Below are 23,571 nucleotides of genomic sequence, written 5' to 3'. Positions count from 1 at the left end.
GTCAGAAGTTCAGGCGCGCGTCGAGCGACACGCCGCGACCGATGCGGTTGCCGGCGGGATATTCCTGGTGCCACGCATGCAACAGGTTCGAGCCGGAGAGCGAAAGCTCGAGCTTGTCGTTCACCAGCCAGCCAATCCGCAGGTCCAGTTCCATGTAACCGGGCACCTTCGGATCGGGCAAGGCATCGACGCCGCGCAGGTCGGCGTACAGCGTCCAGCTGTCGGAGAGGTTCATCATGGAGCGGAGGAAACCCTGGTACTTCGGATCGTCGCCCGCCTGCGCCGCGCCAAGCAGGCCGCTGGCACCCGGCTTGAAGCCAAGGTGCTGGCGCTGCGCATCGAAACCGGCTCCCAGCTGCCACCAGTCGCTGATCGCGTAACTCCCCCAGGCCTCCACGCCGTAGGTGTGGCCTTCCATGCCGTTGCCCCAGACCAGCGGCAATCCCGTAGGCGACAGCTCGATCGACCTGAGGTCGTCGTAAACGTTGTAGTACAGCGACACCGACACGGTCGCACGGGTAGCGACCTGCCCGCGCCAGCCCGCTTCATAGGCGGTGAGCTTCTCGCGCTTGAACGCCGGGTTGCCGGTCAGGAACAGGACCGGGCCCAGCTTTTCCCTGACATCCACGTCGAACGGCGTCGGCGTGCGCACCGCGCGCGAGGCGCCGGCCCACAGCAGCGTGTTCTGGCCGGGAGTCCACGAAAGCCTGAGGTTGGGCAATACCGACACGCCCGAATACGGGTCGTCCTCGGCCTTGAGGCCCAGCGTCAGCTGGGTTTCGGGAGTGAGCGCCACCTGGTCCTGCACGAAGGCGTTGGCCAGGTTCTGCGTGTTGCGCGCCGGATCCCACAGCAGCGAACTGGCCACGCCGATGCGCGGCGTGATGTCGTAGCGATAGACCCGGTCGCCCAGGCCCCACAGCAACTGGTGGTGCTTGCCCACGGCAAGACCGTGCTGGATCTCCACGTCCAGCGTGTCCAGCGCGAAGCCGCTGCCACCGTCGTTGCTGCTGCGGCGATGCACGTGGTCGTAATAGGTCTGCAGCTGGAAGCTCGAGGTGCTGCTGATCGTGTGTTGCCAGCGCGCCAGAACGTCCGCCTCGGTGCTGCGAGCGTCCGACTCGCCGGGCTGGTCGGTACGGCCATCGTGCAGGTCACCCTGCAGCATCAACGCATCGTCGGGGCTGCTTTGCCAGTCCACGCGGAAGCCGACCTGCGGATTGTTCCAGCCGTTGCGCGCCGGCTGGCCCGCGGCGTTGTCCAGTTCGCGGCGGCGCACGTCACGGGCGTAGACGCGGTAGTGCGCATCCTTGCCCAGGACACCGCCATACTGGACGGCCGCGCTGCTCTCCAGGTTGCCCACGCGCACGGCGAGCAGGCCGCCGTCGGCTTCGCTGGTGTTGCGCGTGATGATGTTGATCACGCCGTTGACCGCGTTGGCGCCCCACAAGGCGCCGCCCGGGCCGCTGATGACTTCGATGCGCTCGATGTTCTCCGGCAGCACGAACTGGTCGTCCCAGTACATGCCCGAGAAGATCGGCGAATACACGCTGCGCCCGTCGATCAGCACCAGCAGCTTGTTCGGGAAATTCTGCGCGGTGCTGTTGCCGCTGAAGCCGCGTGCGGTGATGACGTAGTTGCTTGGACTGGTCTGGAACACTTCCAGGTTGGGCGCCAGCCGCAGGATGTCGGGCACGCTCCTGGCGCCCGAGCGCATGATGTCGTCGTGACTGATCACGTAGACCGCCGCGGGCGCCTTGGCCAGCGGCTCGGGGGCCTTGGCCACCGACGAGATGACCACCTTGCCCAGGTCCTCCAGCGAGAGGTTGCCCAGATCGGTCGGCAGCGCCGCGGCGCAGGCCGCGCGCGTCGACAGGGCGAGCAGGGTCATCGCAATGGCGCCATGCGCGAGCGCACGCTTTCCCGTGCTTTCGCGCGCGCTTCCGTGCGGAGTGAAATCCGGGCGGCGCATCGGGGACATCCTTACAGGGCAATTGTGCAACGGCATCATTGTTCGTGATGAGCCCGACGGCAGGAACGGCATCCGGGAGTGGATCGGCCCGCGTCGAGCTCGGTTCGCTGCCGGTCAGTGTAACGGCAATGGAAAAGGCGCACCGTGTCGCCGTGCAAGGATGCGGCTACTCGTTCCCGGATCACGCCACGTTGCCACCGGCACGTGCGCGCACGAACCGGCGCGACGAGCGCCGGTGTGGCGCCGGATAGCGAAGCGAACCGGGACGCGGAGATCGTAGACATGCGCGCAGCCGGGCGGCGGCTGCGCGTCCACAAGAGCATCACGGACTCTCACCGTTCCGGGGGCGTCCTGCACGCGTAGACGTGTCCGCGTCTACGCGTCCAGCGAAGCGTTGTCGATCACGAAGCGGTACTTCACGTCGCTGCGCTGCATGCGATCGTAGGCCTCGTTGATCTGCTGCGCGGGAATCATCTCGATGTCGGCCACGATCCCGTGCTCGGCGCAGAAGTCGAGCATCTCCTGGGTTTCGGCGATGCCGCCGATCAGCGAGCCGGCGATCGAGCGGCGGCCGAAGATCAGCTGCCCCACGCTGGGGCTGGGATGCGCGTGCTCGGGCACGCCGACGAGGCACAGCGTGCCATCGCGCTTGAGCAGGCGCGTGTACGCATCGAGGTCGTGGCTGGCGGCGACGGTGTTGAGGATGAAGTCGAAGCTGCCCGTGTGTTTGGCCATGTCGTCGGGATTCTTCGAGATCACCACCTCGTCGGCACCCAGGTCGTGCGCGTCCTGGCGCTTGGACCCGGACGTGGTGAAGGCGACCGTGTGCGCGCCCATCGCGTGGGCCAGCTTGATGCCCATGTGGCCCAACCCGCCGATGCCGACGATACCGACCTTCTTGCCGGGACCGGCGCCCCAGTGGCGCAGCGGCGAATACGTCGTGATGCCCGCGCACAGCAGCGGCGCGACTGCGGCGAGCTGGTCTTCCGGATGGTGGATCTTCAGCACGAAGCGGTCGCTGACCACGATCCGCTGGGAATAGCCGCCGAGCGTGTGGCCGGGCGCGTCGGGCGTCTTGCCGTTGTAGGTGCCAGTGAAACCGTTCTCGCAGAACTGCTCCAGCCCCTCGCCGCAGGAAGCGCAATGCTGGCAGCTGTCGACCAGGCAGCCGACGCCGACGGTGTCGCCGACCTTGAAGCCGGTCACGTCGCTCCCGACGGCGCTGACGTGGCCGACGATCTCGTGTCCCGGCACGCAGGGATACAGGGTGCCGGCCCACTCCGAGCGCACCGTATGCAGGTCCGAATGGCACACGCCGCAGTAGGCGATATCGATCTGCACGTCGTGCGGCCCGGGCTGGCGGCGCTCGATGTCGATCGCTTCGAGCGGCTTGTCGCTGGCGTGTGCGCCGTAGGCTCTGGTCTTCATGGAGGTTCCTGTGGGGTGGGATTTGGGCAATCGGGAAACGGTAGCAAAGCAGCCTTAGCGCTTGCCAACGCCGGCGAGGTATTGCGCGTCGCTGACGTGCTCCATCCACTCGACCACCTTGCCGTCGAGTGCTTCCTGGATCGCGATGTGGGTCATGGAGGTGGTCGGCGTGGCGCCGTGCCAGTGGCGGTGGCCCGGAGGGCAGTAGACGACGTCGCCGGCGCGGATCTCCTCGATCGGGCCATCGCCGCACTGCGTCCAGCCGCAGCCGGCGGTGACGACGAGGATCTGGCCCAGCGGATGCGAATGCCAGGCCGTGCGCGCACCCGGCTCGAAGGTGACGCTAGCGCAGGCGGTGCGCCCGGGTTCGGGCGCGGTGAACAACGGATCGATGCGGACCGATCCGGTGAACCATTCGGCCGGACCCTGGATCGAGGGCTGGGAGCCATTGCGCTTGATCTGCATGGATGGGAAAACTCGGTAGGTAAGGTTGCCCGCTAGTGTGGGGATGCCGCGCGCGCATGATTAGTCGCTGCAATGCGCATGCACCTATGATCCAAGCTCATGAATCAGCGGCGGTCGCGCAGCATGGGCAGGCAGAACTACAACGATCTACTCGCGTTCGTATCGGTGGCGCGTGAGCGCAGCTTCACCCGCGCGGCCGCGCAACTGGGCGTATCCCAGTCCGCCCTGAGTCATGCCATCCGCGGACTGGAAGCGCGCCTGGACCTGCGCCTGCTCACGCGCACGACGCGCAGCGTGGCGCCCACCGAGGTGGACGAGCGGCTGCTCGCCTCGATCGGCAGCCGCTTCGAGGAGATCGACGCCGAACTCGAGGCGGTCACCGCGCTGCGCGACAAGCCCGCCGGCACGGTGCGCATAACCACCGGCGAACATGCAGCCGAATCGATCCTCTGGCCCAGGCTCCCCGTTTCCTGCCGGCCTATCCGGACATCAAACTGGAACTGGACATCAGCTAGGGGCTCAAGGACATCGTTGCCGAGCGCTTCGACGCGGGCGTGCGCGTGGGCGAGCAGGTCGAAAAGGACATGGTGGCGGTGCGCATCGGGCCGCCGATGCGCATGGCGGCAGTGGCGGCGCCTTCGTATTTCGCCCGACGTGCGCGGCCGCGCACGCCGCAGGAACTGGCCAATCACGCCTGCATCAACCTGCGCCTCCCCACTTACGGCGGTCTGTATGCCTGGGAGTTCGAGCGCGGCCGGCGCGCGGTGAATGTGCATGTCCACGGGCAGCTGGTCTTCAACAACGTCACGCACATCCTTGCCGCGACGCTCGACGGCTTCGGCCTGGCCTACCTGCCCGAGGACATGGTGCTCACGCATGTACACGACGACCGCCTGGTGCGCGTGCTGGAGGACTGGTGTCCGCCCTTCCCCGGCTACCACCTCTACTATCCGAGCCGCCGGCAATCCTCGCCCGCCTTCGCGTTGATGGTCGAAGCGCTGCGTTATCGCGGCGAACGCTGAGCCGGGTTGGGCGATAGCTTGACGGCGCAAATATATTTCCATATTTTTGGAATCATGGAAATCAAAGTTGCCCTCGCGTCCCTCAGCGCGCTCGGCCACGAATCGCGCTTGGCCGCCTTCCGCCGGCTCGTCCAGGCCGGGCCGGAAGGGCTGTCCGTGGGTGAACTGCGCGAGTACCTGGAGCTGCCGCCGGCAACGCTCAGCGCGCATCTCAACGTGTTGCGCGCGGCCGGGCTGGTGCTCGACCAGCGCGAAGGCCGGGTGATCCGGGTGCGTGCCGACTACGCACAGATGGACGCACTGCTCGCCTACCTCACCGAAAACTGCTGCGCCGGGTCCGCTGCATGCGGCCCGACGCAGGCCTGCAAGCCACGCCGCAAGGAAACCTGACGCCATGAACCGCTTCCACGTGCATCTGAACGTCGCCGACCTGGCGACCAGCATCCGCTTCTACACCGCGCTGTTCGGCGCGGAGCCGACCGTGCGCAAGGACGACTACGCCAAGTGGATGGTCGAGGATCCGCGCGTCAACTTCGCCATCTCCAGCACCGGCCGCGAAGCGGGCATCGATCACCTGGGCATCCAGGCCGACAGCGGCGAGGCGCTGGCGGCGCTCGGCCAGCGGCTGGACGCGGCCGGCGGCGCGCTGGTGCCGGAGGAAGCCGCCGTCTGCTGCTACGCCCGCTCGGACAAGCTGTGGACCGAAGACCCGCAAGGCACGCGCTGGGAAACCTTCCACACGCTGGGGGAGGCGACCACCTACTACGCCGGCGAGGCGCCCTGCGCGACCGACGGCGCCACCTGCAGCCCCGACCCGCGGGCGATGAAGCCGAAGGTCGCCAAGGGCGCATCCTGCTGCGCTCCGGACTCCGGCTGCTGCTGAGCGAACGGGCCAGACCATGAAAAAGCGCATCCTGTTCGTCTGCGTGGAAAACGCCAACCGGAGCCAGATGGCCGAGGCCTTCGCGCGCCTGCACGGTGGCGATGCCGTGGAGGCATGCAGCGCCGGGTCCGCCCCTTCCGGGCGCATCAACCCGCGCGCTGTGCAGTTCATGGCGGAGCTGGGCTACGACCTGACCACCCACGCCTCCAAGTCGCTGGACGAGATCGAGGGCGGCTTCGATGCGGTGGTCACCATGGGCTGCGGCGATCGCTGCCCATGGGTGCCGGCGCGGCGGCGCGAGGACTGGAGCCTGCCCGATCCGAAGGACCTGGACGACGCGGGCTATCGCGCGGTGCGCGAGGAGATTTCCTCCCGCGTGCAAACTCTGCTGGCCTCGCTCTGACCATGTTGGGACGCAAGCTGTTGGCCGAGTTCATCGGCACCGCCCTGCTGCTCGCCACCGTGGTCGGCTCGGGGATCATGGGCGTGATGCTCTCGCCGGCGAACGCCGGCGTGGCGTTGCTCGCCAACGCGGGTGCAACGGCGGCAGCGCTGTACGTGCTGATCGTGCTGTTCGGGCCGATCTCCGGCGCGCACTTCAATCCCGTGGTGACGCTTGCCATGTGGCTGCGCCGGGAATTGTCCACCCGCGAGGCGTTGGCCTACGTACTGGTGCAACTGGTCGCGGCGATCGCCGGCGTGCTGCTGGCGCACGCCATGTTCGACCTGCCATTGCTGCAGCCGGGCACGCACGTGCGCAACGGCGCGGCGCAGTGGCTGAGCGAGGGCGTGGCGGCGTTCGGCCTGCTGCTTGCCATCCTCCTCGGGCTGCGGCATCGGCCCGCCGCCGTGCCGGCACTCGTCGCCAGCTACATCTTCGCCGCGTACTGGTTCACCGCGAGCACCTCGTTCGCGAACCCGGCAGTGACCCTCGCGCGATCGCTGACGCGGACCTTCGCGGGCATCCGCCCCGCCGATGTCTGCGGATTCGTGCTGGCGCAGATGGCCGGTGCGTTCGCCGCCGTGCTTGTCGCGGCAAAGCTGGACGGCGGCATGGACGACTGAAGCCACGCTCCGGAAACTCCTTTCGCCGCTTCTCTCTTTTCTTGGCTCCGGCCGAAACGCGCGTTTGTTATTGAAAAGTGGACGAAATTGTCTACGCGAAACGCCACGAATGCCTAGCGGATGCTTAACGGGAGCTGTGTTGCAGTCCGCCTCGAGTACGCCGATCCCCCGAGGTGGAAACCATGCACGACGCACTCGACATCCACACCGCTCCCCGCCGCCGGTCCGACTCCCCCGCCGCTGCTCGGGCCCGTCGTCCAGGCGCTCGCCGGCGCTTCCCGCGGGAAGCGTTCGATGACTGGGACAGCTCCCGCCATCGCGGCTTTGCGCCGGCCTGATCCGGCGTAACCGCTCCCCAAGGGAAACAACCATCACGCCAGCCTGCGGCCCTGCCGCAGGAACGGGTGTCTGCGCCTGCGGCGAGGACACCGCGTGCATTGCCCACAGCCGTCGTTCGCCAGGGAGACTCCATGAAGAAGTTGATTGCGATCTGCGCCGTGTTCGGCGCATTGGCCGCGGGCACCGTCGCGGCAAAGAGCGTGACGATGCTCAACGCGTCCTACGACCCCACGCGGGAGCTCTATCGCGACGCCAACGCCGCCTTCGCCGCGCAGTGGAAGGCGCAGCACGGCGACAACGTGGTCGTCCGCATGTCCCACGGCGGTTCGGGCAAGCAGGCGCGCGCCGTGGTCGACGGATTGCCGGCCGACGTGGTGACGCTGGCGCTGGCCCACGACGTCGACGTGCTGGCCGATCGCGGCCTGATTCCCGCGAACTGGCAGCAGCGCTTGCCGGACAACAGCGCGCCCTACACCTCGACCGTCGTGTTCCTGGTGCGCAAAGGCAACCCGAAGAAGATCCGCGACTGGTCCGACCTGGTGCGCCCGGGCGTGCAGGTCATCACGCCCAATCCCAAGACGTCGGGCGGCGCGCGCTGGAATTTCCTGGCCGCCTGGGGCTACGCGCTGAAGCAGCCGGGCGGCAACGAGGCCAAGGCCAAGGCCTTCGTGCACGAGCTGTTCAAGCACGTGCCCGTGCTGGACACCGGCGCGCGCGGCGCCACCAACACCTTCGTCCAGCGCGGCATCGGCGACGTGCTGCTGGCGTGGGAGAACGAGGCCATGCTGGCCAAGCAGGAGATGGGCGGGGCCGACGTGGAGATCGTGGTGCCCTCCATGAGCATCCTTGCCGAGCCCACCGTTGCCGTGGTCGACCGCAACGTGGACAAGCACGGCACGCGCGCGGTGGCCGAGGCCTACCTGAAGTTCCTCTATTCGCCGCAGGGCCAGGCCATCGCCGCGAAGCACTACTACCGCCCGCGCTCGCCGCAGGTGATGGCGCAATTCGCACGGCAGTTCCCGAAGGTGCAGCTGTTCACGCTGAAGGACACCTTCGGCGATTGGCGCCAGGCCCACGCGAAGTTCTTCGCCGACGGCGCGATCTTCGACCAGATCGGACCGGGGAGCTGACATGAAGCGGCGCATTCTTCCCGGCTTCAACCTGAGCCTCGGCTATTCGCTTACCTATCTCGGCCTGATCGTGCTGCTGCCGCTGGCGGCGTTGGCCTGGAAAGCCTCCGTGCTGGGGCTGGGCGGCCTGATCGAGCTGCTGCGGGTGCCACGCACGCTGGCCGCGCTCAAGCTCAGCTTCGGCGGCGCCACGCTGGCGGCGGCGATCAACGTGGTGGTCGGCCTGCTGGTTGCTTGGGTGCTGGTGCGCTACCGCTTCCCGGGCCGGCGCCTTTTCGACGCGGTGGTCGACCTGCCCTTCGCGCTGCCCACGGCGGTGGCCGGCATCGCGCTGACCGCGCTGTACGCGCCCAACGGCTGGATCGGGCGGTGGCTGGCCGCGCTCGGCATCAAGGTCGCCTACACGCCGTGGGGCGTGCTGGTGGCGATGGTCTTCGTCGGGTTCCCGTTCGTGGTGCGCACGCTGCAGCCGGTGCTGGAGACGCTCGAGCACGACGTCGAGGAAGCGGCCGAGACGCTGGGCGCGCGGCGCTGGCAGATCTTCGTCAAGGTGATCCTGCCGATGCTGCTGCCGACGTTGCTGACCGGCTTCGCACTGGCGCTGGCGCGCGCGGTGGGCGAGTACGGTTCGGTGATCTTCATCGCCGGCAACATTCCGATGAAATCGGAGATCGCGCCGCTCTTGATCGTGCAGAGTCTCGAACAGTTCGACTACGCCGGGGCGGCGGCCCTTGGCGTGGCGATGCTGGCGTTCTCCTTCGTGCTGCTGCTGGTGATCACGCTGCTGCAGCGCTGGAGCCATCGCTGGGCGGAGGTCACGCCATGAGTCGGCGCCATTCGCGTTCCTTCGGTTGGCCGCGGCTGCTCGGGCGGGCCCTGCTCACGCTCGCCGCGGTGGCGTTCCTGATCGTGTTCCTGTTGCTGCCCCTGACGGCCGTGTTTGTCGAGGCGTTCCGACAGGGTGCAGGTGCCTACTTCGATGCCATCCGCCAGGACGAGGCACGCTCGGCGATCTGGCTGACCGTGCTGGTGGCCGCGATCGCGGTACCGGTGAACCTGGTGTTCGGCATCGCCGCGGCATGGGTGATGGCGCGCTTCGAGTTTCCCGGAAAGGCGCTGCTCGGCGCCTTCATCGACCTGCCCTTCTCGGTCTCGCCGGTGATCTCCGGCCTGGTCTACGTGCTGTTGTTCGGCGCGCAGGGCTGGTTCGGACCATGGCTGGAGGCCCATGGCGTGAGCATCATCTTCGCCGTGCCCGGACTGGTGCTGGCCACGATGTTCATCACCTTGCCGTTCGTGGCGCGCGAACTGATCCCGCTGATGCAGGCGCAGGGCAACGAAGAGGAGGAAGCGGCCCGCGTGCTGGGCGCCAACGGCTGGCAGATGTTCTTCCGCGTGACGCTGCCGAACATCCGCTGGGCGCTGCTCTACGGCGTGCTGCTGTGCAATGCGCGCGCGATGGGCGAGTTCGGCGCGGTGTCGGTGGTGTCCGGGCACATCCGCGGCCTCACCACCACGATCCCGCTCGAAGTGGAGATGCGCTACAACGAGTACGACTACGTCGGCGCCTTCGCCGTGGCTTCGCTGCTGGCGCTGCTGGCGTTGCTGACGCTCGCCATCAAGACCGTGCTGGAGTGGCGCTACGGCGACGAGATCGCTTCGCACGCGCCCGGTGGGCGGTGATGTCATGACCCTTCGCACTATTGCCAATGACGGTCGCGCCCGAGTGCGCTCCTGCAGGAAGCCGCTCGGCGCCTGCCATACGACCTTTCCCGGAGACGACGCATGACTCTCGAACTGACCCGCCTCAACCGCCGCTTCTCCGATTACCCCGCGCTCAACGACGTCAGCCTGTCGATCGCGCCGGGCGAGTTCCTGGCGCTGCTCGGTCCTTCGGGATCGGGCAAGACGACGCTGCTGCGCATCCTTGCCGGGCTCGACTACCCGGAGAGCGGCCAGGTGAATTTCAACGGCAAGGACTACCTGGCCGCCGCGCCGCGCGAGCGCAACGTCGGGCTGGTGTTCCAGCACTACGCGTTGTTCCGCCACCTGACCGTGGCGGAGAACGTGGCCTTCGGCCTGCGCGTGCGGTCGCGGCGCACGCGTCCGAAGCGCCACGAGATCGACACGCGCGTCGAGCAGTTGCTCAAGCGCGTGCAGCTGGACGGTTTCGGCCAGCGCTTTCCCTCGCAGCTTTCCGGTGGCCAGCGCCAGCGCGTGGCACTCGCGCGCGCGCTGGCCGTCGAGCCGGACCTGCTGCTGCTCGACGAACCCTTCGGCGCGCTGGATGCCCAGGTCCGCGTGACCCTGCGCCGCTGGCTGCGCCGGCTGCACGAGGAGCTGGGCCTGACCACCGTGTTCGTCACCCACGACCAGGAGGAGGCGCTGGAACTGGCCGACCGCATCGCGGTGATGAACCGCGGGCGCATCGAGCAGGTCGGCACGCCGCGGGAGATCTACCAACAACCGGCCACGCCGTTCGTCTGCGAGTTCATCGGCAAGGTCAACCGGTTGACCTTGCGCCGCGAGGGCGGACGCTTCCTCGCCGGCGGCTGGATCTTCGCCGACGAGCCGTGGGCCGGCGAGCATGCGCAGGCGATCGCCTACGTGCGGCCGGAACACCTGACCCTGTCGGCCACGCCGACGGCAGGCGCGTGGCGCGCGCGCCTGCGACACGTCTACCTCGCCGGCAGCGTGGCGCACCTGGACCTGGAGGTGGCGGCGCTAGACCACCCGCTGGAAGCCGACATCGCCAGCGAGGACCTGGCGCGGATGGGGCTGCAAGCCGGCGCGGACTTGTTCGTCTCGCCCAGCCATGCGGTGATCTTCCCGCTCGACCGCGAGGACAAACCCGTCGCCGACGATCGCTGGCTTTGGCGGGCCGGCGCGGTGAGCCCGCCGGTCCGCCTGCCGATCAAGCGTTCAGAAGCTGAGCTGGGCGCGCAGCGCGTAGATGGTGGGATCCAGCGGTAGGTTGCCCCGGTCGCTGAAGGCGCGGATGACGTTGGCCTGCAGCTTGAAATGGCTGTCGATGTACCAGTTCAGGCCCAGCGTCCAGTCGTGTTCGCGCCCGCCCATCACCGCGCCGTCGTCCAGATCGAGCGTGGCGTAGCGCAGGGCCAGTTCCAGCGCACCCCAGTCGTGCCCCGGCTTCAGCCCGCCGATCGCCCCGGACTTGTAGTCGCGTGACTCGCCGGTGAGTGCCCATGTCCCGAACACGTAGTAGCCGCGGCTGTGGAAGTCGCCCGCTTCCGGGCGCACTGCCTGCATCGCCAGGTATTCGCCCTGCAGCAGCACGGGCCCGTGGATCCACGCGGCTTCCAGCCCCTCGCGGTCGAGCCGGTCGAGCCGGTCGACGCCATCGAGCGTACCGGTGTCGACCAGGCGCACCGGCGTCAGGTTCACCTCCGGGCGCGCGCGGATGCGGCCGGTGCGGTCGTCCCGCAGTTCGCGCGACGCCGAAAGACCCAGGTGAATCACCTCTCCCTTTTCGGCGACCGGGTTGTACACGACCCTTCCGGCGAAGGACTCGCCCGCCGCATCGTCGTTGAGATCGTGCCGCGTGAAGAACCCTGCCTGCAGCAGCCAGTGCGGGATGCCCTGGTACACCCAGTCGAGGCCGACGCGGCGTCCCTCGTAGACCGCCTGCTCGGGCAGGCTGCGCTCCATGAAGGTCACGTTGCCGGTGGCGATGTTGCCGTCTTCCCAACCGACCGGCGTCTTGAACTGGCCCAGGCGGAAGCGGCCGGCTTTGGTTTCCACGCCGATGTAATTGTCGACCCAGCTGTTGGCCTGGAAGTCGTAGCCGGCGTTGGCCGTAAAGACGCCCTTTTTCTCGACGTAGAGATTGAACTCCTGCCGCCGCCAGGTGTGCGCGTCGTCGAACCGGTCGGTCCCGTCGGGCAGCCGGTCGTCGGTGAACTGGTTGACGTCGTATTGCAGCAGGCCCTTGAGGCCGACGTTGACACCGTTGCCCAGTTCCACGCTGGTGGGCCACTGGTCCGAATCGCCCGCAAGCGCGGGTTGGGCCAGTCCGCAGGCCAGGACGGCCGCCGCCAGGATACGTAGACGCATGATCGCTCCCATCCAAAGAAAGCCCTTGGTTCGATGCTGGAATAACAGGGCGCTGGTTAGCCGGTGATCCACTGGACGTTCGCCATCGGTAAGGCGTGCGATTGACGAAAGCGAAACAGGCGCCGGAACAGGCGCGCATTGTCCCACGCATTCGCCGGATCGCGTACACCCGGCGCCCCGCACGCCCGGGGCGAACGCTATAAGCTTCGAGCCTCATCCAAGCCTGCAGGGACCTTAAGCATGCGCCGTACGCTTCTCGCCTTTACGCTCGCCAGCCTCCTTGCCCTGCCCGCGCTGGCCGACGAAGCCAGGCCCACGCCCACCCCCAAGGAACTGCTGGCCCAGTCCCGGCCGCAGGAGTGGCGCACGCCCGATCCCTCCAACCTGATCGACATGGAGCTGCCCGGCGGCCACGTGCTGATCGAGCTGGCGCCGGACTTCACTCCGCTGCACGCGGCCAACATCCGCACGATGGTGCACGAGCACTACTTCGACGGGCTGGCGATCGTGCGCGTGCAGGACAACTTCGTCACCCAGTGGGACGATCCGGCGGCGGACGACGAGGACAAGGCGCACATCAAGCCTTTGGGTACGGCGAAGAAGACGCTGCCGCCGGAATTCACCCGCGCGATGGATGCGAAGCTCGAGTGGACGCCGCTGCCCGACGGCGACGTCTATGCGCCGCAGGTGGGTTTCTCGGAGGGTTTCCCCGTGGCGCGCGATCCGGCTGCGGGGCGCGAATGGATCGCGCATTGCTACGGGACGGTCGGCGTCGCCCGCGACGTCGGTCCCGAGACGGGCAACGGCAGCGCGCTCTACGCCATCATCGGCCAGGCGCCGCGCGGGCTGGATCGCAATCTCGCGGTCGCCGGACGCGTGATCGACGGCATGGAACTGCTCTCGGCCATGCCCCGCGGGCCGGCGCCGATGGGGTTCTATACGGACAAGACGCAGCGCGTGAAGATCCAGTCCATGCGTCTGGTGGCCGACATGCCCAAGGCCGAGCGACCGAAGATCGAGGTGCTGCGGACCGACAGCCCCACCTTCGCGAAACTGGTCGAGGCCAAGCGGAACCGTCGCGATGCGTTCTATACGGTGCCGGCGGGGAAGATCGACCTGTGCAGCATTGGCATCCCTTCGCGCGAAGCGAAGTAGTACCCGTCGGGTGAGCGATCCTCGGGCGCGCGTGCACCACGCTCCGCCCGAGTCCTCGTCCGGGTGTCGACGTCCTTTCCTTCCGGCGTGAGGGTTCGGCGATATCCGGAACCCTCCTCCGGCGCCCCGTCCACCTACAATTGCGCGCCTCCCCTACCGCGACCTCCCCATGCAAGCCATCAGCAAGGCCCGCCTGCAGATCCACTTCTGCGTGGTGTTGTGGGGCTTCACCGCGATCCTCGGCAAGCTGATCACGCTGCCGGCGGCGGCGCTGGTGTGGTGGCGCATGCTGCTGGTGACGGTGGCGCTGATGGTGACGCCGCGCGTCTGGCGCGGGCTCAGGGCGATGCCGGCGCGGCTGCGCTGGGCCTATGCGGGCATCGGCGTGCTGGTGTCGCTGCACTGGCTCACTTTCTATGCGGCGATCAAGCTCTCCAACGCATCGGTCGGCGCCACCTGCATCGCGCTGGGACCGGTGTTCCTGGCTTTCGTGGAGCCGTGGATCGCGCGCCGCCGCTTCGACCCGCGCGAGCTGCTGCTCGGCGTGGCGGTGGTGCCGGGCGTGGCGATGGTGGTCGGCGGCGTACCCACCGCGATGCGGTTGGGCCTGGTCGTGGGAACGGCCTCGGCGCTGCTGGTGGCGCTGTTCAGCGCGTGCAACAAGCGACTGGTCGAGCACGGCGACCCGCTTACGGTGACCTGCCTGGAACTGGGCACCGGCACGTTGTTCCTGGGCCTGCTGGCGCCCCTGCTGCCTCACGCGGGCAACGCGTTCGTCCTCCCCGGACTGCATGACGCCATCCTGCTGGTGCTGCTGTCCTTCGGCTGCACGCTGCTGCCGTTTGCGCTGGCGCTGGTGGCGCTGCGCCACCTGAGCGCTTTCGGCACGCAGATGGTGACGAACCTGGAGCCGGTCTACGCCATCGTGCTGGCCGTGCTCCTGCTGGGCGAGCAGCGCGAGCTGACGTGGCCGTTCTACCTGGGGGTGGCGGTGATCCTGGCCGCGGTCTTCGTGCACCCGTGGCTGAGCCGCCGCCAGGAACCGGCGCAGCCGGAGCTGCTCGGCGTTAGCGAGTCCCACAGCACCACCGACTAGGCCCTGCGTGCTTCCACCGGATAGCGGGCCGCCGGCCTCTATACTTCCCCGATGAATTACCGCCACGCCTACCACGCCGGCAACTTCGCCGATGTCCTGAAGCACGTCGTGCTTACCGCGCTGATCGATGCGCTCAAGGCCAAGCCCACGCCATTCGCCGTGATCGACACGCATGCGGGCAGCGGCTGCTACGCGCTCGAAGGCAAGGAGGCGGAGAAGACCGGCGAGTGGCGCGAAGGCGTGGGCCGGCTCCTGTTCCCCGACGTGGGCCCCTACGCCAGCGCGGGCGGCACGCTGCCGCCGCTACTGCGGCACTGGCTGGACGGCCTGCTGGCGATGCCCGGCAACGAGCACGGCCTGAAGCTTTATCCCGGATCGCCGCTGCAGGCGGCCGTGGCGATGCGCGAGAGCGACAGCGCCCAGTTGTGCGAGCTGCAGCCGGAGGAAGCGTCGCGCCTGCGCGAGCTGTTCCAGCACGACAAGCGCATGCACGTGCACCAGCGCGACGGTTACGAGGCGCTCAAGGCGCTGCTGCCGCCGAAGGAGAAGCGCGGGCTGGTGCTGATCGACCCGCCCTACGAGGCGCAGGAGGCCGAGTACCGGTTGATCGAGCAGGCGCTCAAGGGCGCGCTGGTGCGCTGGCCCACCGGCATCTATGCCGTGTGGTATCCGATCAAGCAGCGCAGCCAGGTGCAGCCGTTCCTGCGCTGGCTCGGCCACAGCGGCGCCCGCCGTGTGCTGCGCGCCGAACTCCTGGTGCATCCGGACGACTCGCCGCTGCGGCTGAACGGCTCGGGCATGGCGATCCTCAACGCGCCGTGGAAACTGGACGACACCCTGCGCGAGCCTTTGCGCGCGCTGTCCCGGCTGCTCGCGCAGGAACGCCCGGCGGAATGGCGGCTGGATTGGCTGCTCGAGGAAGGCGCCGCGCCGCAACCGTCGCCGCTACCGCGTTCACACGGTCGCCGCTAAGCTCGCTCCGGACCGCGACGGCATCCCCGCCGCGCTTTTCCTCGCCCAGGTCAGGAGCCCGCCATGCGCATCCGCCTCGCTTCGATCATGTTCCGCTCGCTCGTGCCCGCCACGCTGCTGGTACTGGCCGCCTGCGCTCCCGCGCCGATCTACAAGCCTTCGCCAAACGCGGTGAGTGCCGCGCCGTTCCAGGTCGCGCAGTCGCCCGAGCAGTTCGCCAGCCAACAGGTGATCTGGGGCGGGCGCATCGTCGGCGTCAGCAACCTCGCCGACCACAGCGAGGTGGAAATCCTCGCCTACCCGCTGGACAAGTCGCAGCGGCCGCAGGCCAACGACAGCGGCAGCGGCCGGTTCATCGCGGTGATGCCCGGCTACGTGGAATCGCTCGATTACCCGGCCGGCGGCCTGATCACGGTGAACGGCCAGCTCAACGGCAGCCGCGCCGGCAAGGTCGGCCAGGCCGACTACGTGTTCCCGCTGGTGCAGGTGAACCAGTCGCACGTGTGGACTGCGGACGAGATGAGCAAGGGCAAGAACAACGTGCACTTCGGCGTAGGCGTCGGGGTCGGCATCCGCTGAGCCTGGACACGTTTTTGGGAGCCCATCGTGGGCGATGTTTTCCGCCGCCCCAGGCGCGTCGCCCACAAGCGGGCTCCAGCGAAAAGCGGTCCACGCGCGGCGCAATTTCATGCGCTGTCCTAGACTAGCCGGCTCATCTGCCACGGAAACGGTTTCATGTCCGGCCACGCCAACTCGCTCAAGGCGATCTTCCTCGCGCTCGGCGCCAACTTCGCCATCTTCATCGCCAAGCTGGTCGCCGCCTTCCTGACCGGTTCGGGCGCGATGCTCGCCGAGGCGGTGCATTCGCTGGCCGATTGCGGCAACCAGGGCTTGCTGCTGCTGGGCATGCGCCAGGCCAAGCGGCCGCCGTCGGACGAGTACCCGCTGGGGTGGGGCCGCGCGCTGTATTTCTGGTCGTTCCTGGTGGCGATCCTGCTGTTCAGCGTCGGCGGCGTGTTCTCCGTCTACGAGGGCGTGCACAAGCTCAGCCATCCCGAGCCGCTGAAGTGGCCCTGGCTGGCGCTTGGCGTGCTGGTGTTCGGCGTCATCGCCGAGGGCATCTCCATGCGCGGCTGCATGCAGGAGGTCAACAAGGCACGCGGCGAGCAGAACCTGTGGACCTGGTTCCGCGAGACCCGCTCCAGCGAGCTGCTGGTGATCTTCGGCGAGGACCTTGCCGCGCTGATCGGCCTGTGCCTGGCCGCTTTGGCGGTAGGCGCCACCATGCTCACCGGCAACCTGCTGTTCGATGCCATGGGTACCGTTGCCATCGGCGTGCTGCTGGTGGTGGTGGCCGTGGCGCTGGCGGTGGAGGTCAAGGCGCTGCTGATCGGCCAGGGCGTCGAGCCGCGCCGGCGCGGCGAACTGCTGGCGTTCCTCCAGAACCGCCCGGAAGTGGCCAAAGTGCTGAACCTGATCACGCTGCAGATGGGCGCGGATGTGATGGTGTCGGTCAAGGCGAAGATGGAGCCGTGTGCCAGCGATCGTGCGCTTATCGACGCGATCAACGTCGTCGAGCGGGACATGAAAGCGCAGTTCCCGGACATCCGCTGGAGCTTCTTCGAGCCGGACGTGACGGACTGACGCTTCGCTTCCTCTTCCCCTCGGGAGGATTCAGGTGAAGGCATAGAAACGGCGCGTTCGCTTCTCCTCCCCTCCGGAGAGATGGAGCGAACGCCCACTCCGTCCAGAACCCCGCGGCGGCGTAGAATGAACCGCCCTACCCGTGACCCGGCCCCATGATCTTCACCCCCCGCCTCATCGTCCTGCTGCTGTTCCTGCTGTTCGCCGGCTGCGTGCTGCTGGTGCACCTGCGCGGTCGGGCGCGGCTGCGCTTCGACCGCCAGCTGGTCGATCACTCGGCGATCTTCGCGCCGTACAACCTGCTGATGTACGCCTTCTCTGCGGTACCGGCGCGGCCGATCCTCGACCGCCGCGGCTTTCCGCAACTGGACCTGCTGCAGGCCAACTGGCAGACCATTCGCGAGGAGGCGCTGCGCCTGTTCGACGAGGGCCACATCCGCGCCGCCGAAAAGCACAACGACGCCAGCTTCAACAGCTTCTTCAAGCAGGGCTGGAAGCGCTTCTATCTCAAGTGGTACGGCGAGCCGCTGGCCTCGGCCGAGGCGCTCTGCCCGAAAACGGTCGAACTGCTCAATGCCATCCCCAGCATCAAGGCGGCGATGTTCGCCACGCTGGCGCCGCACAGCAAACTCAATCCCCACCGCGATCCGTTCGCCGGCTCCCTGCGCTACCACCTGGGGCTGATCACGCCCAACTCGCGCGACTGCCGCATCTTCGTCGACGGCGAGGAACACGCCTGGGGCGACGGCAAGGACGTGGTGTTCGACGAGACCTACGTGCACTGGGTGGAGAACAAGACCGACCAGACCCGCGTGATCCTTTTCGCCGATGTCGAGCGGCCCTTGCGCACGCGCTGGATGGGCGCGGTCAACCATCGGGTCGGCGCGTTCATGGGCAAGATCACCGCCTCGCCGAACGCGGACAACGGCAACGAGAAGGTGGGCTTCGTCAACCGCATGTTCGCGCTCAACCAGCGCAGCCGCGAGCGCAGCAAGGCGTTCAAGCGCCGGCATCCGAAACTGTTCCGCGGGCTCAAGTACGCCGGCATCGTGCTGCTGATCTGGCTGGTGTTCCTGGCACCCTGGCCGCTGGTGCGCTGAGGCCGGTCACGTTCTGCGCGTACCGCGCGTCCTGGCCGTATCCCGACGGAGATTTCCATGGATACCCAGACCGCCCTGTTCCAGCAGCACCGCCCCCGCCTGTTCGGGTTGGCCTATCGCATGCTCGGCACGCCCACCGATGCCGAGGACGTGCTGCACGACGCCTGGCTGCGGTGGCATGCGCAGGACACCGCCGCCCTCGACGATCCGGAAGCCTGGCTGGTCACGGTCACCACCCGCCTGGCGCTCGACCGCCTGCGCCGCGCCAAGACCGAGCGCGAGCACTACACCGGCCCCTGGCTGCCCGAGCCGCTGGTGCCGGATGCCGAGCATCCCGAAGCCGAGCTCGAGCGCGGCGAAACGCTCACCTTGTCTTTCCTGCTGCTGCTCGAACGGCTGAGCCCGGAGGAGCGGGCTGCGTTCCTGCTTCACGAAGTCTTCGATTACAGCCATGCGGAAGCCGCGGCGATCCTCGGCATCGCCGAGGACGCCTGCCGGCAGCGCGTACACCGTGCGAAGACGCGCCTGCGCGAGGGACGGCCGCGCTTCAGCGTGGATACGCCGACCCAGCGGCGCATGCTCCAGCGCTTTATCGAGGCGGTAAAGCAGCCCGACCTCGAATCGTTACGCGCGCTGTTCGCGGAAGACGCCATTGCCATCGCCGATGGTGGCGGCGTGGTGCGTGCCGTCCTGCGCCCTCTGCAGGGCGCCGACCGGCTTGCCCGCCTCTACATGCAGATCGGCACCCGTTTCTATTCGCGTCCGGACGTGCACTTCACCACGACCACGCTCAATGGCGAACCCGTGCTGCTGGCCTGGGCCGGTGACACGCTGGTCAGCGCGACATGGGTCGAGTGCGAGGGCGACCGAATCACCGCCACGCTCGCCCTTCGTCATCCCGACAAGTTGGCGCGCCTGGCGGCGGTCACGAAAAGCAGGCCTCTGGCGTCCTTGCATTGAACGGCCCATCCCGCGCCGCCTTCCAAGCCAAGGAGTCCCACCATGTCCCGTTTCGCCATTCAACGCCACTACAAGTCGATGATGCCGCTGGTCCAGCTCGGCAAGCAGGTCCATGACGCCGGCCGCCTGGAGCCGCGCCTGATCGACCTGGTGCTCATGCGCGTGTCGCAGATCAACGGCTGCGCCTACTGCCTGGACATGCACAGCAAGGACGCCCGTGCCGCCGGCGAGACCGAGCAGCGCCTGTACGTCCTGCCGGCCTGGCGCGAAACCACCCTGTTCAGCGAACGCGAGCGCATCGCCCTGGCCTGGGCCGAGGAGCTGACCGAACTGGCCTCGCACGACGCGGTCTCCGACACCCTCTACGAGCAGGCCCGCCAGGTGTTCGACGAGGAAGCCCTGGTCGACCTGACCTTGCTGGTGGTGACCATCAACAGCTGGAACCGCATCAACGTCGCCGCGCGCACGATCGGCGGCAGCTACAAGCCCGGCCAGCACGGCTGAGCACGCCCGTAGGCACAAGCTGAAAAAAAGGGCCGCGGACGAATGCCGCGGCCTTGATGACGTTGCCGCCCGAAACTCAGGCCTTCACGCGCCTGGCGATTGCCTCGCCGAAACTCTGAGTGTTGCCCTTGCCGCCAAGGTCCGGCGTGACGTGCTCATGGTCGTTGGCCATGGTCTCGCGGATCGCGTTGCGCAGGCGGGTGCCCTTGTCGACCATGCCCAGGTGGTCGAGCATGTCGGCTGCGGCCAGCAGCAGCGCGCACGGGTTGGCGATGCCCTTGCCGGCGATGTCCGGGGCGGAGCCATGGACTGCTTCGAAAATGGCCGCGTGCTCGCCGATGTTGTCGCCCGGCGCCAGGCCCAGGCCGCCGACCAGGCCGGCGCACAGGTCCGAGAGGATGTCGCCGAACAGGTTGGTGGTCACGATCACGTCGAACTGCTCCGGACGCATCACCAGCTGCATGCAGGTGTTGTCCACGATCATCTCGTTGAACTCGATCTGCGGGTATTCCTTGGCGATTTCGCGCGCCACGTTGAGGAACAGGCCCGAGGCGGTCTTGATGATGTTGGCCTTGTGCACCGCAGTGACCTTCTTGCGGCCTTTCTTCACCGCCATCTCGAAGGCGTAGCGCACGATTCGCGCGCAGCCCTTGCGGGTCACGCGGATCATCGAGGTCGCGACTTCGCCGTCCTCGGACAGCGTCTGGCCCTCTGCGAGGTAGGCGCCTTCGGTATTCTCGCGCACCGTGATGATGTCGATGTTCTCGTAGCGCGCCCGGGTGCCGGGGAAGCTGGTGGCCGGGCGCACATTGGCGTACAGGTCGAAGTGCCGGCGCAGGGTTACGTTGATCGAGGTGAAGCCGCCGCCGATCGGGGTGGTAAGCGGGCCCTTCAATGCGACGCGGTGTTCGGCGATCTTGTCCAGGGTCGGCTTGGGCAGCAGGTCGCCGTGCTTCTCCAGTGCCACCATGCCGGCGTCGACGACGTCGTAGCTCAGGCCGCAATCGAGCGCGTCGAGCACGCGCAACGTGGCGGTCATGATTTCCGGGCCGATGCCGTCGCCCGGGATCACGGCGATGGTTTTGCTCATGGGAGACTCCTTGGGGACTGATCGCGGCCGCGCGGCGGGAGATGCGCACGGCAAAGAGCCCCATTATCGCCCAAGCGCGTCGCCCCGGCGGCGGGCGGGGCGCGCCAGGGCGTTGCAAATCCTCGCATGGAGCGTTGCGGTTCATCGCACCGCACGCTGTGGCAGGCGGGCTTCAGCCCACCGCGACGTATCGGGGTAGCGGGCGGAAGCCCACCCTACGGGTCTATGCGTGGTCGGTGCAGGCGGCGCTTTCGGTCTGGCCACCTTCCAGCCGATCGAGGAAATCCACGGCCCGGCGCAGGTGCGGGATCACGATCGAGCCGCCGACCACCAGGCCCACGCTGAACGTCTCGAAGAACTCCTCGCGGGTAACGCCGGCTTCCTTGCACTGCGCCACGTGGTAGCTGATGCAGTCGTCACAGCGCAGCACCATCGAGGCGACCAGGCCGAGCAGTTCCTTGGTCTTGACGTCGAGCGCGCCGGGCTTGTAGGTCTGCGTGTCGAGCGCGAAGAAGCGCCGCACGACCTGGTTGTCCTCGGACAGGATGCGTTCGTTCATGCGCTGGCGGAACGCGGTGAATTCCGCCAGGCGGTCCTTGCTCTTTTCGGCGTCGCTCATGCAGCCTCGCCCAGCAGTTGCTTGAGCTTGCCGCTGCGGTCGGCGGCGACCAGGTCGTCGTAACCGCCCACGTGCTGGTCATTGATGAAGATCTGCGGCACCGTGCGGCGCCCGCCGCTGCGCTGGAGCATCAGGTCGCGCTGGGCCGGATCGGCATCCACGCGAACCTCGTCCCACTCCAGTCCCTTGGACTTGAGCAGGTTCTTGGCGGCCACGCAGTAGGGACAAACGGCGGTGGAATAGACCTCGATCTTGGGCATGACTGCACTCCGGGCGACTTTTAAAAGCTGACCACCAGATGGGGCGCCCGACGCCTGTTTGCAAGCAACGAACGATGAACCGACGCCCCGACCGGCGGTCTTGTACTGATGTATTGTCGCCCACCTATGGCCATGGCACCACGACCCGCCCTCCGCCTGCTGACCGCGCTGGTCACCGCCTGCCTTGCCTTCGGCGCGGGCGCGCAGGAGGACATCCGCCTGCCGGACCTGGGCAGTTCGGCGGACGCGCTCATTTCCCCGCAGGACGCCCGGGACTACGGCGCCGCCATGCTGCGCGAGATGCGCTCGCTGGACATGGTGGTGGAAGACCCGCTGCTGGACGACTACCTCAACGACCTGGGCTACCGCCTGGTGGCAGGCAGCGACCGTCCGAAGGACCACTTCACCTTCTTCGTGGTCAAGGACGAGGAGATCAACGCCTTCGCCGCTCCCGGCGGCTACATCGCCGTCAACTCCGGCCTGATCGGCATCACCCGCAGCGAAAGCGAGCTGGCCGGCGTGATCGCGCACGAGATCGGCCACATCACGCAGAACCACCTGCAGCGCGCGTTCGAGGATTCGAAGAAGGACGCGCCGCTGATGGCGCTGGTGCTGCTGGGCGCGGTCGCCGCCGGCGCCAGCTCGCACAGCGGCGATTCGCCGATGGCGGTGCTGGCCGCCGGACAAGGCCTGATCGCGCAGCGCTCGATCAACTTCACCCGCAAGGACGAGGTCGAGGCCGACCGCGTGGGCATCCAGACGCTCGCCAACGCCGGATTCGACCCGCGCGCGATGGCCAGTTTCTTCGAGCGCATGCAGGACACGCTGCGCGCCGGCGCTGGCGGCACCGACGTGCCCGCGCTGCTGCAGACCCATCCGGTCACGCTCGCGCGCATCAGTGACGCCAAGTCGCGCGCCGGCGCATTGCTGGCGGCGCAGAAACTGCGCCCGAGCGGCACCACGCTGGTGCGCAGCGAATGGGAGAAGACCACCGCGCCGATCGCCTACGTGAAGGACCCGACCGCGCTGCTCGCCGCCACCGCGCCCAAGGACGGACTGGACACCTACGCGCTGATGCGCGAACGCGCCCGCGTGCTGGCCGGCGACGCTTCCAGGCTGGTCCATTACTACAACGCGAGCTTCGGCGAGGCCGGCTTCGACAGCCCGGCCAACCGGTATGGCTATGCGTTGGCGCTGACCCGCAGCGGCGCCGGTGCGCAGGCGATCACGCAGCTCAAGCCGCTGCTGGCGACGCATCCGGACAACCTGGTCCTCGACCTGGCGATGGCCGACGCACAGCTGCAGGATGGCCAGCGCGCCAACGCGCTGGCGCGCTACGCCCGCCTCAACACCCGCTCGCCACGCAACCGCGCGGTGGCGCTGGCCTACGCCAAGGCGCTGACCGCCGGCGGCGACACCGCGCAGGCCACGCTCGCCGCGTCGTTGCTGCGGCCGTTGCTGGACAACGCCGACGAACCGGACGTCTACCGCAGCTACGCCCGCGCCAGCGACAAGGCCGGCGACAGCGTGCGCGCCGGCGAGGCCTACTCGGACGCCAGCTACCTCTCCGGTCGCCCGTTCGACGCCATGGAACAGTTGAAACGCCTGCTCAAGCGCGACGACCTGGACTACTACGCCCGGGCGCGCATCCAGGCACGCATCGCCGACCTGACGCCGCTGGTGCTGGAGTTGCGCAAGCGCAAGGTTCAGACCGAGGACAATCCGGACGGGCGGAGCCAATAGAGCGGCCATCGGATAACGGGAGCCGCGGGCGGTTGATGCTGCACGCCTTG

Annotated in this window: 23 protein-coding genes and 2 pseudogenes; 18 read left to right on the top strand and 7 right to left on the bottom strand. The window is 67.9% G+C overall.

Annotated features, from left to right (window positions below):
• Position 1 precedes the first annotated feature (1 nt).
• From ACFWZ4_RS10245 to ACFWZ4_RS10235, 3 genes are all read right to left on the bottom strand, one after another.
• The gene (locus ACFWZ4_RS10245; RefSeq protein ID WP_439704573.1) at positions 2 to 1,972 is read right to left on the bottom strand and encodes a TonB-dependent receptor plug domain-containing protein; all 1,971 of its coding nucleotides are present in this window, start codon (positions 1,970 to 1,972) and stop codon (positions 2 to 4) included.
• Positions 1,973 to 2,347: 375 nt separating this feature from the next.
• Positions 2,348 to 3,400, bottom strand: a complete 1,053-nt coding sequence (locus ACFWZ4_RS10240; protein ID WP_439704572.1) for an NAD(P)-dependent alcohol dehydrogenase — start codon at positions 3,398 to 3,400, stop codon at positions 2,348 to 2,350.
• A gap of 54 nt (positions 3,401 to 3,454) precedes the next feature.
• Positions 3,455 to 3,865: a (R)-mandelonitrile lyase gene (locus ACFWZ4_RS10235; protein ID WP_439704571.1), complete on the bottom strand. Its 411-nt coding sequence runs from the start codon at positions 3,863 to 3,865 to the stop codon at positions 3,455 to 3,457.
• 123 nt (positions 3,866 to 3,988) lie between these two features.
• Here ACFWZ4_RS10235 and ACFWZ4_RS10230 point away from each other — a divergent pair.
• The 9 genes and pseudogenes from ACFWZ4_RS10230 to ACFWZ4_RS10190 form a co-directional block, all read left to right on the top strand.
• Positions 3,989 to 4,887, top strand: a pseudogene (locus ACFWZ4_RS10230) (LysR family transcriptional regulator).
• Positions 4,888 to 4,941: 54 nt separating this feature from the next.
• A complete protein-coding gene (locus ACFWZ4_RS10225) occupies positions 4,942 to 5,277 on the top strand; it encodes an ArsR/SmtB family transcription factor (protein WP_439704570.1) in 336 nt (111 codons plus the stop codon).
• Between the two features lie 4 nt (positions 5,278 to 5,281).
• The gene (locus ACFWZ4_RS10220; protein ID WP_439704569.1) at positions 5,282 to 5,770 is read left to right on the top strand and encodes an ArsI/CadI family heavy metal resistance metalloenzyme; all 489 of its coding nucleotides are present in this window, start codon (positions 5,282 to 5,284) and stop codon (positions 5,768 to 5,770) included.
• Positions 5,771 to 5,786: 16 nt separating this feature from the next.
• A complete protein-coding gene (locus tag ACFWZ4_RS10215; RefSeq protein ID WP_439704568.1) occupies positions 5,787 to 6,173 on the top strand; it encodes an arsenate reductase ArsC in 387 nt (128 codons plus the stop codon).
• A 2-nt stretch (positions 6,174 to 6,175) separates the two neighbouring features.
• On the top strand, positions 6,176 to 6,835 hold the full coding sequence (locus tag ACFWZ4_RS10210; protein ID WP_439704567.1) for an aquaporin: 660 nt from the start codon (positions 6,176 to 6,178) through the stop codon (positions 6,833 to 6,835).
• Positions 6,836 to 7,305: 470 nt separating this feature from the next.
• Complete coding sequence (locus ACFWZ4_RS10205; protein ID WP_439704566.1) at positions 7,306 to 8,304, top strand: sulfate ABC transporter substrate-binding protein; 999 nt, start codon at positions 7,306 to 7,308, stop codon at positions 8,302 to 8,304.
• A gap of 1 nt (position 8,305) precedes the next feature.
• Positions 8,306 to 9,130, top strand: a complete 825-nt coding sequence (gene cysT / locus ACFWZ4_RS10200) for a sulfate ABC transporter permease subunit CysT (RefSeq protein WP_439704565.1) — start codon at positions 8,306 to 8,308, stop codon at positions 9,128 to 9,130.
• Entirely contained in the window at positions 9,127 to 9,987 is an 861-nt protein-coding gene (gene cysW, locus ACFWZ4_RS10195) for a sulfate ABC transporter permease subunit CysW (protein WP_439665834.1), read from the top strand. Before cysT ends, cysW begins: the two co-directional genes overlap by 4 nt.
• Before the next feature lie 102 nt (positions 9,988 to 10,089).
• Positions 10,090 to 11,136, top strand: a pseudogene (locus tag ACFWZ4_RS10190) (sulfate/molybdate ABC transporter ATP-binding protein); the annotation flags it as partial.
• Positions 11,137 to 11,226: 90 nt separating this feature from the next.
• Here ACFWZ4_RS10190 and ACFWZ4_RS10185 read toward each other — a convergent pair.
• Positions 11,227 to 12,378 carry an OprO/OprP family phosphate-selective porin gene (locus ACFWZ4_RS10185; RefSeq protein ID WP_439704564.1) on the bottom strand — a complete coding sequence of 384 codons (1,152 nt, stop codon included), beginning with the start codon at positions 12,376 to 12,378 and terminating at the stop codon, positions 11,227 to 11,229.
• A 240-nt stretch (positions 12,379 to 12,618) separates the two neighbouring features.
• On the opposite strand from ACFWZ4_RS10185, the gene ACFWZ4_RS10180 reads away from it, so the two are divergent.
• The 8 genes from ACFWZ4_RS10180 to ACFWZ4_RS10145 all read left to right on the top strand — a co-directional run bounded on the left by ACFWZ4_RS10180 (position 12,619) and on the right by ACFWZ4_RS10145 (position 19,809).
• Positions 12,619 to 13,533 carry a peptidylprolyl isomerase gene (locus ACFWZ4_RS10180; RefSeq protein ID WP_439704563.1) on the top strand — a complete coding sequence of 305 codons (915 nt, stop codon included), beginning with the start codon at positions 12,619 to 12,621 and terminating at the stop codon, positions 13,531 to 13,533.
• Positions 13,534 to 13,702: 169 nt separating this feature from the next.
• Positions 13,703 to 14,629, top strand: coding sequence for an EamA family transporter (locus tag ACFWZ4_RS10175; protein WP_439704562.1), 927 nt, complete (start codon positions 13,703 to 13,705; stop codon positions 14,627 to 14,629).
• 51 nt (positions 14,630 to 14,680) lie between these two features.
• On the top strand, positions 14,681 to 15,601 hold the full coding sequence (locus ACFWZ4_RS10170; protein WP_439704561.1) for a 23S rRNA (adenine(2030)-N(6))-methyltransferase RlmJ: 921 nt from the start codon (positions 14,681 to 14,683) through the stop codon (positions 15,599 to 15,601).
• Between the two features lie 63 nt (positions 15,602 to 15,664).
• Positions 15,665 to 16,180, top strand: a complete 516-nt coding sequence (locus ACFWZ4_RS10165) for a Slp family lipoprotein (RefSeq protein ID WP_439704560.1) — start codon at positions 15,665 to 15,667, stop codon at positions 16,178 to 16,180.
• 156 nt (positions 16,181 to 16,336) lie between these two features.
• Positions 16,337 to 17,245: a cation diffusion facilitator family transporter gene (locus ACFWZ4_RS10160; protein ID WP_439704559.1), complete on the top strand. Its 909-nt coding sequence runs from the start codon at positions 16,337 to 16,339 to the stop codon at positions 17,243 to 17,245.
• Between the two features lie 155 nt (positions 17,246 to 17,400).
• Positions 17,401 to 18,345 (top strand): aspartyl/asparaginyl beta-hydroxylase domain-containing protein, encoded by a 945-nt coding sequence (locus ACFWZ4_RS10155; RefSeq protein WP_439704558.1) that lies wholly within the window; start codon positions 17,401 to 17,403, stop codon positions 18,343 to 18,345.
• Between the two features lie 57 nt (positions 18,346 to 18,402).
• A complete protein-coding gene (gene sigJ / locus ACFWZ4_RS10150) occupies positions 18,403 to 19,305 on the top strand; it encodes an RNA polymerase sigma factor SigJ (RefSeq protein WP_439704557.1) in 903 nt (300 codons plus the stop codon).
• A gap of 42 nt (positions 19,306 to 19,347) precedes the next feature.
• On the top strand, positions 19,348 to 19,809 hold the full coding sequence (locus ACFWZ4_RS10145; RefSeq protein WP_439704556.1) for a carboxymuconolactone decarboxylase family protein: 462 nt from the start codon (positions 19,348 to 19,350) through the stop codon (positions 19,807 to 19,809).
• Positions 19,810 to 19,885: 76 nt separating this feature from the next.
• On the opposite strand, the gene ACFWZ4_RS10140 is transcribed toward ACFWZ4_RS10145, so the two are convergent.
• The 3 genes from ACFWZ4_RS10140 to grxC all read right to left on the bottom strand — a co-directional run bounded on the left by ACFWZ4_RS10140 (position 19,886) and on the right by grxC (position 21,778).
• Positions 19,886 to 20,899 (bottom strand): isocitrate dehydrogenase, encoded by a 1,014-nt coding sequence (locus tag ACFWZ4_RS10140; RefSeq protein ID WP_231324808.1) that lies wholly within the window; start codon positions 20,897 to 20,899, stop codon positions 19,886 to 19,888.
• 223 nt (positions 20,900 to 21,122) lie between these two features.
• On the bottom strand, positions 21,123 to 21,518 hold the full coding sequence (locus tag ACFWZ4_RS10135) for a carboxymuconolactone decarboxylase family protein (RefSeq protein WP_439704555.1): 396 nt from the start codon (positions 21,516 to 21,518) through the stop codon (positions 21,123 to 21,125).
• Complete coding sequence (gene grxC, locus ACFWZ4_RS10130; protein WP_439704554.1) at positions 21,515 to 21,778, bottom strand: glutaredoxin 3; 264 nt, start codon at positions 21,776 to 21,778, stop codon at positions 21,515 to 21,517. The genes ACFWZ4_RS10135 and grxC overlap by 4 nt, the downstream gene beginning before the upstream one ends.
• A 126-nt stretch (positions 21,779 to 21,904) precedes the next feature.
• On the opposite strand from grxC, the gene ACFWZ4_RS10125 reads away from it, so the two are divergent.
• Positions 21,905 to 23,521, top strand: a complete 1,617-nt coding sequence (locus ACFWZ4_RS10125) for a M48 family metalloprotease (protein ID WP_439704553.1) — start codon at positions 21,905 to 21,907, stop codon at positions 23,519 to 23,521.
• Positions 23,522 to 23,571: the final 50 nt, after the last annotated feature.

Origin of the sequence: Frateuria sp. GZRe12, from assembly GCF_051900535.1 — a bacterium.
Taxonomy (GTDB): Bacteria; Pseudomonadota; Gammaproteobacteria; order Xanthomonadales; family Rhodanobacteraceae; genus Frateuria_A.
Note: the sequence above shows the minus strand (reverse complement) of the source record. Positions and strands in the feature narration are given on the sequence as shown.

Coding starts and splice junctions, on each gene's coding strand:
- sigJ (WP_439704557.1), top strand. CDS start 18,403: ATGGATACCCAGACCGCCCTGTTCCAGCAGCACCGCCCCCGCCTGTTC.
- ACFWZ4_RS10165 (WP_439704560.1), top strand. CDS start 15,665: ATGCGCATCCGCCTCGCTTCGATCATGTTCCGCTCGCTCGTGCCCGCC.
- ACFWZ4_RS10160 (WP_439704559.1), top strand. CDS start 16,337: ATGTCCGGCCACGCCAACTCGCTCAAGGCGATCTTCCTCGCGCTCGGC.
- ACFWZ4_RS10170 (WP_439704561.1), top strand. CDS start 14,681: ATGAATTACCGCCACGCCTACCACGCCGGCAACTTCGCCGATGTCCTG.
- ACFWZ4_RS10210 (WP_439704567.1), top strand. CDS start 6,176: ATGTTGGGACGCAAGCTGTTGGCCGAGTTCATCGGCACCGCCCTGCTG.
- ACFWZ4_RS10215 (WP_439704568.1), top strand. CDS start 5,787: ATGAAAAAGCGCATCCTGTTCGTCTGCGTGGAAAACGCCAACCGGAGC.
- cysW (WP_439665834.1), top strand. CDS start 9,127: ATGAGTCGGCGCCATTCGCGTTCCTTCGGTTGGCCGCGGCTGCTCGGG.
- ACFWZ4_RS10235 (WP_439704571.1), bottom strand. CDS start 3,865: ATGCAGATCAAGCGCAATGGCTCCCAGCCCTCGATCCAGGGTCCGGCC.
- ACFWZ4_RS10205 (WP_439704566.1), top strand. CDS start 7,306: ATGAAGAAGTTGATTGCGATCTGCGCCGTGTTCGGCGCATTGGCCGCG.
- ACFWZ4_RS10125 (WP_439704553.1), top strand. CDS start 21,905: ATGGCCATGGCACCACGACCCGCCCTCCGCCTGCTGACCGCGCTGGTC.
- ACFWZ4_RS10240 (WP_439704572.1), bottom strand. CDS start 3,400: ATGAAGACCAGAGCCTACGGCGCACACGCCAGCGACAAGCCGCTCGAA.
- cysT (WP_439704565.1), top strand. CDS start 8,306: ATGAAGCGGCGCATTCTTCCCGGCTTCAACCTGAGCCTCGGCTATTCG.
- ACFWZ4_RS10140 (WP_231324808.1), bottom strand. CDS start 20,899: ATGAGCAAAACCATCGCCGTGATCCCGGGCGACGGCATCGGCCCGGAA.
- ACFWZ4_RS10175 (WP_439704562.1), top strand. CDS start 13,703: ATGCAAGCCATCAGCAAGGCCCGCCTGCAGATCCACTTCTGCGTGGTG.
- ACFWZ4_RS10245 (WP_439704573.1), bottom strand. CDS start 1,972: ATGCGCCGCCCGGATTTCACTCCGCACGGAAGCGCGCGCGAAAGCACG.
- ACFWZ4_RS10145 (WP_439704556.1), top strand. CDS start 19,348: ATGTCCCGTTTCGCCATTCAACGCCACTACAAGTCGATGATGCCGCTG.
- ACFWZ4_RS10155 (WP_439704558.1), top strand. CDS start 17,401: ATGATCTTCACCCCCCGCCTCATCGTCCTGCTGCTGTTCCTGCTGTTC.
- ACFWZ4_RS10135 (WP_439704555.1), bottom strand. CDS start 21,518: ATGAGCGACGCCGAAAAGAGCAAGGACCGCCTGGCGGAATTCACCGCG.
- ACFWZ4_RS10225 (WP_439704570.1), top strand. CDS start 4,942: ATGGAAATCAAAGTTGCCCTCGCGTCCCTCAGCGCGCTCGGCCACGAA.
- ACFWZ4_RS10185 (WP_439704564.1), bottom strand. CDS start 12,378: ATGCGTCTACGTATCCTGGCGGCGGCCGTCCTGGCCTGCGGACTGGCC.
- ACFWZ4_RS10180 (WP_439704563.1), top strand. CDS start 12,619: ATGCGCCGTACGCTTCTCGCCTTTACGCTCGCCAGCCTCCTTGCCCTG.
- grxC (WP_439704554.1), bottom strand. CDS start 21,778: ATGCCCAAGATCGAGGTCTATTCCACCGCCGTTTGTCCCTACTGCGTG.
- ACFWZ4_RS10220 (WP_439704569.1), top strand. CDS start 5,282: ATGAACCGCTTCCACGTGCATCTGAACGTCGCCGACCTGGCGACCAGC.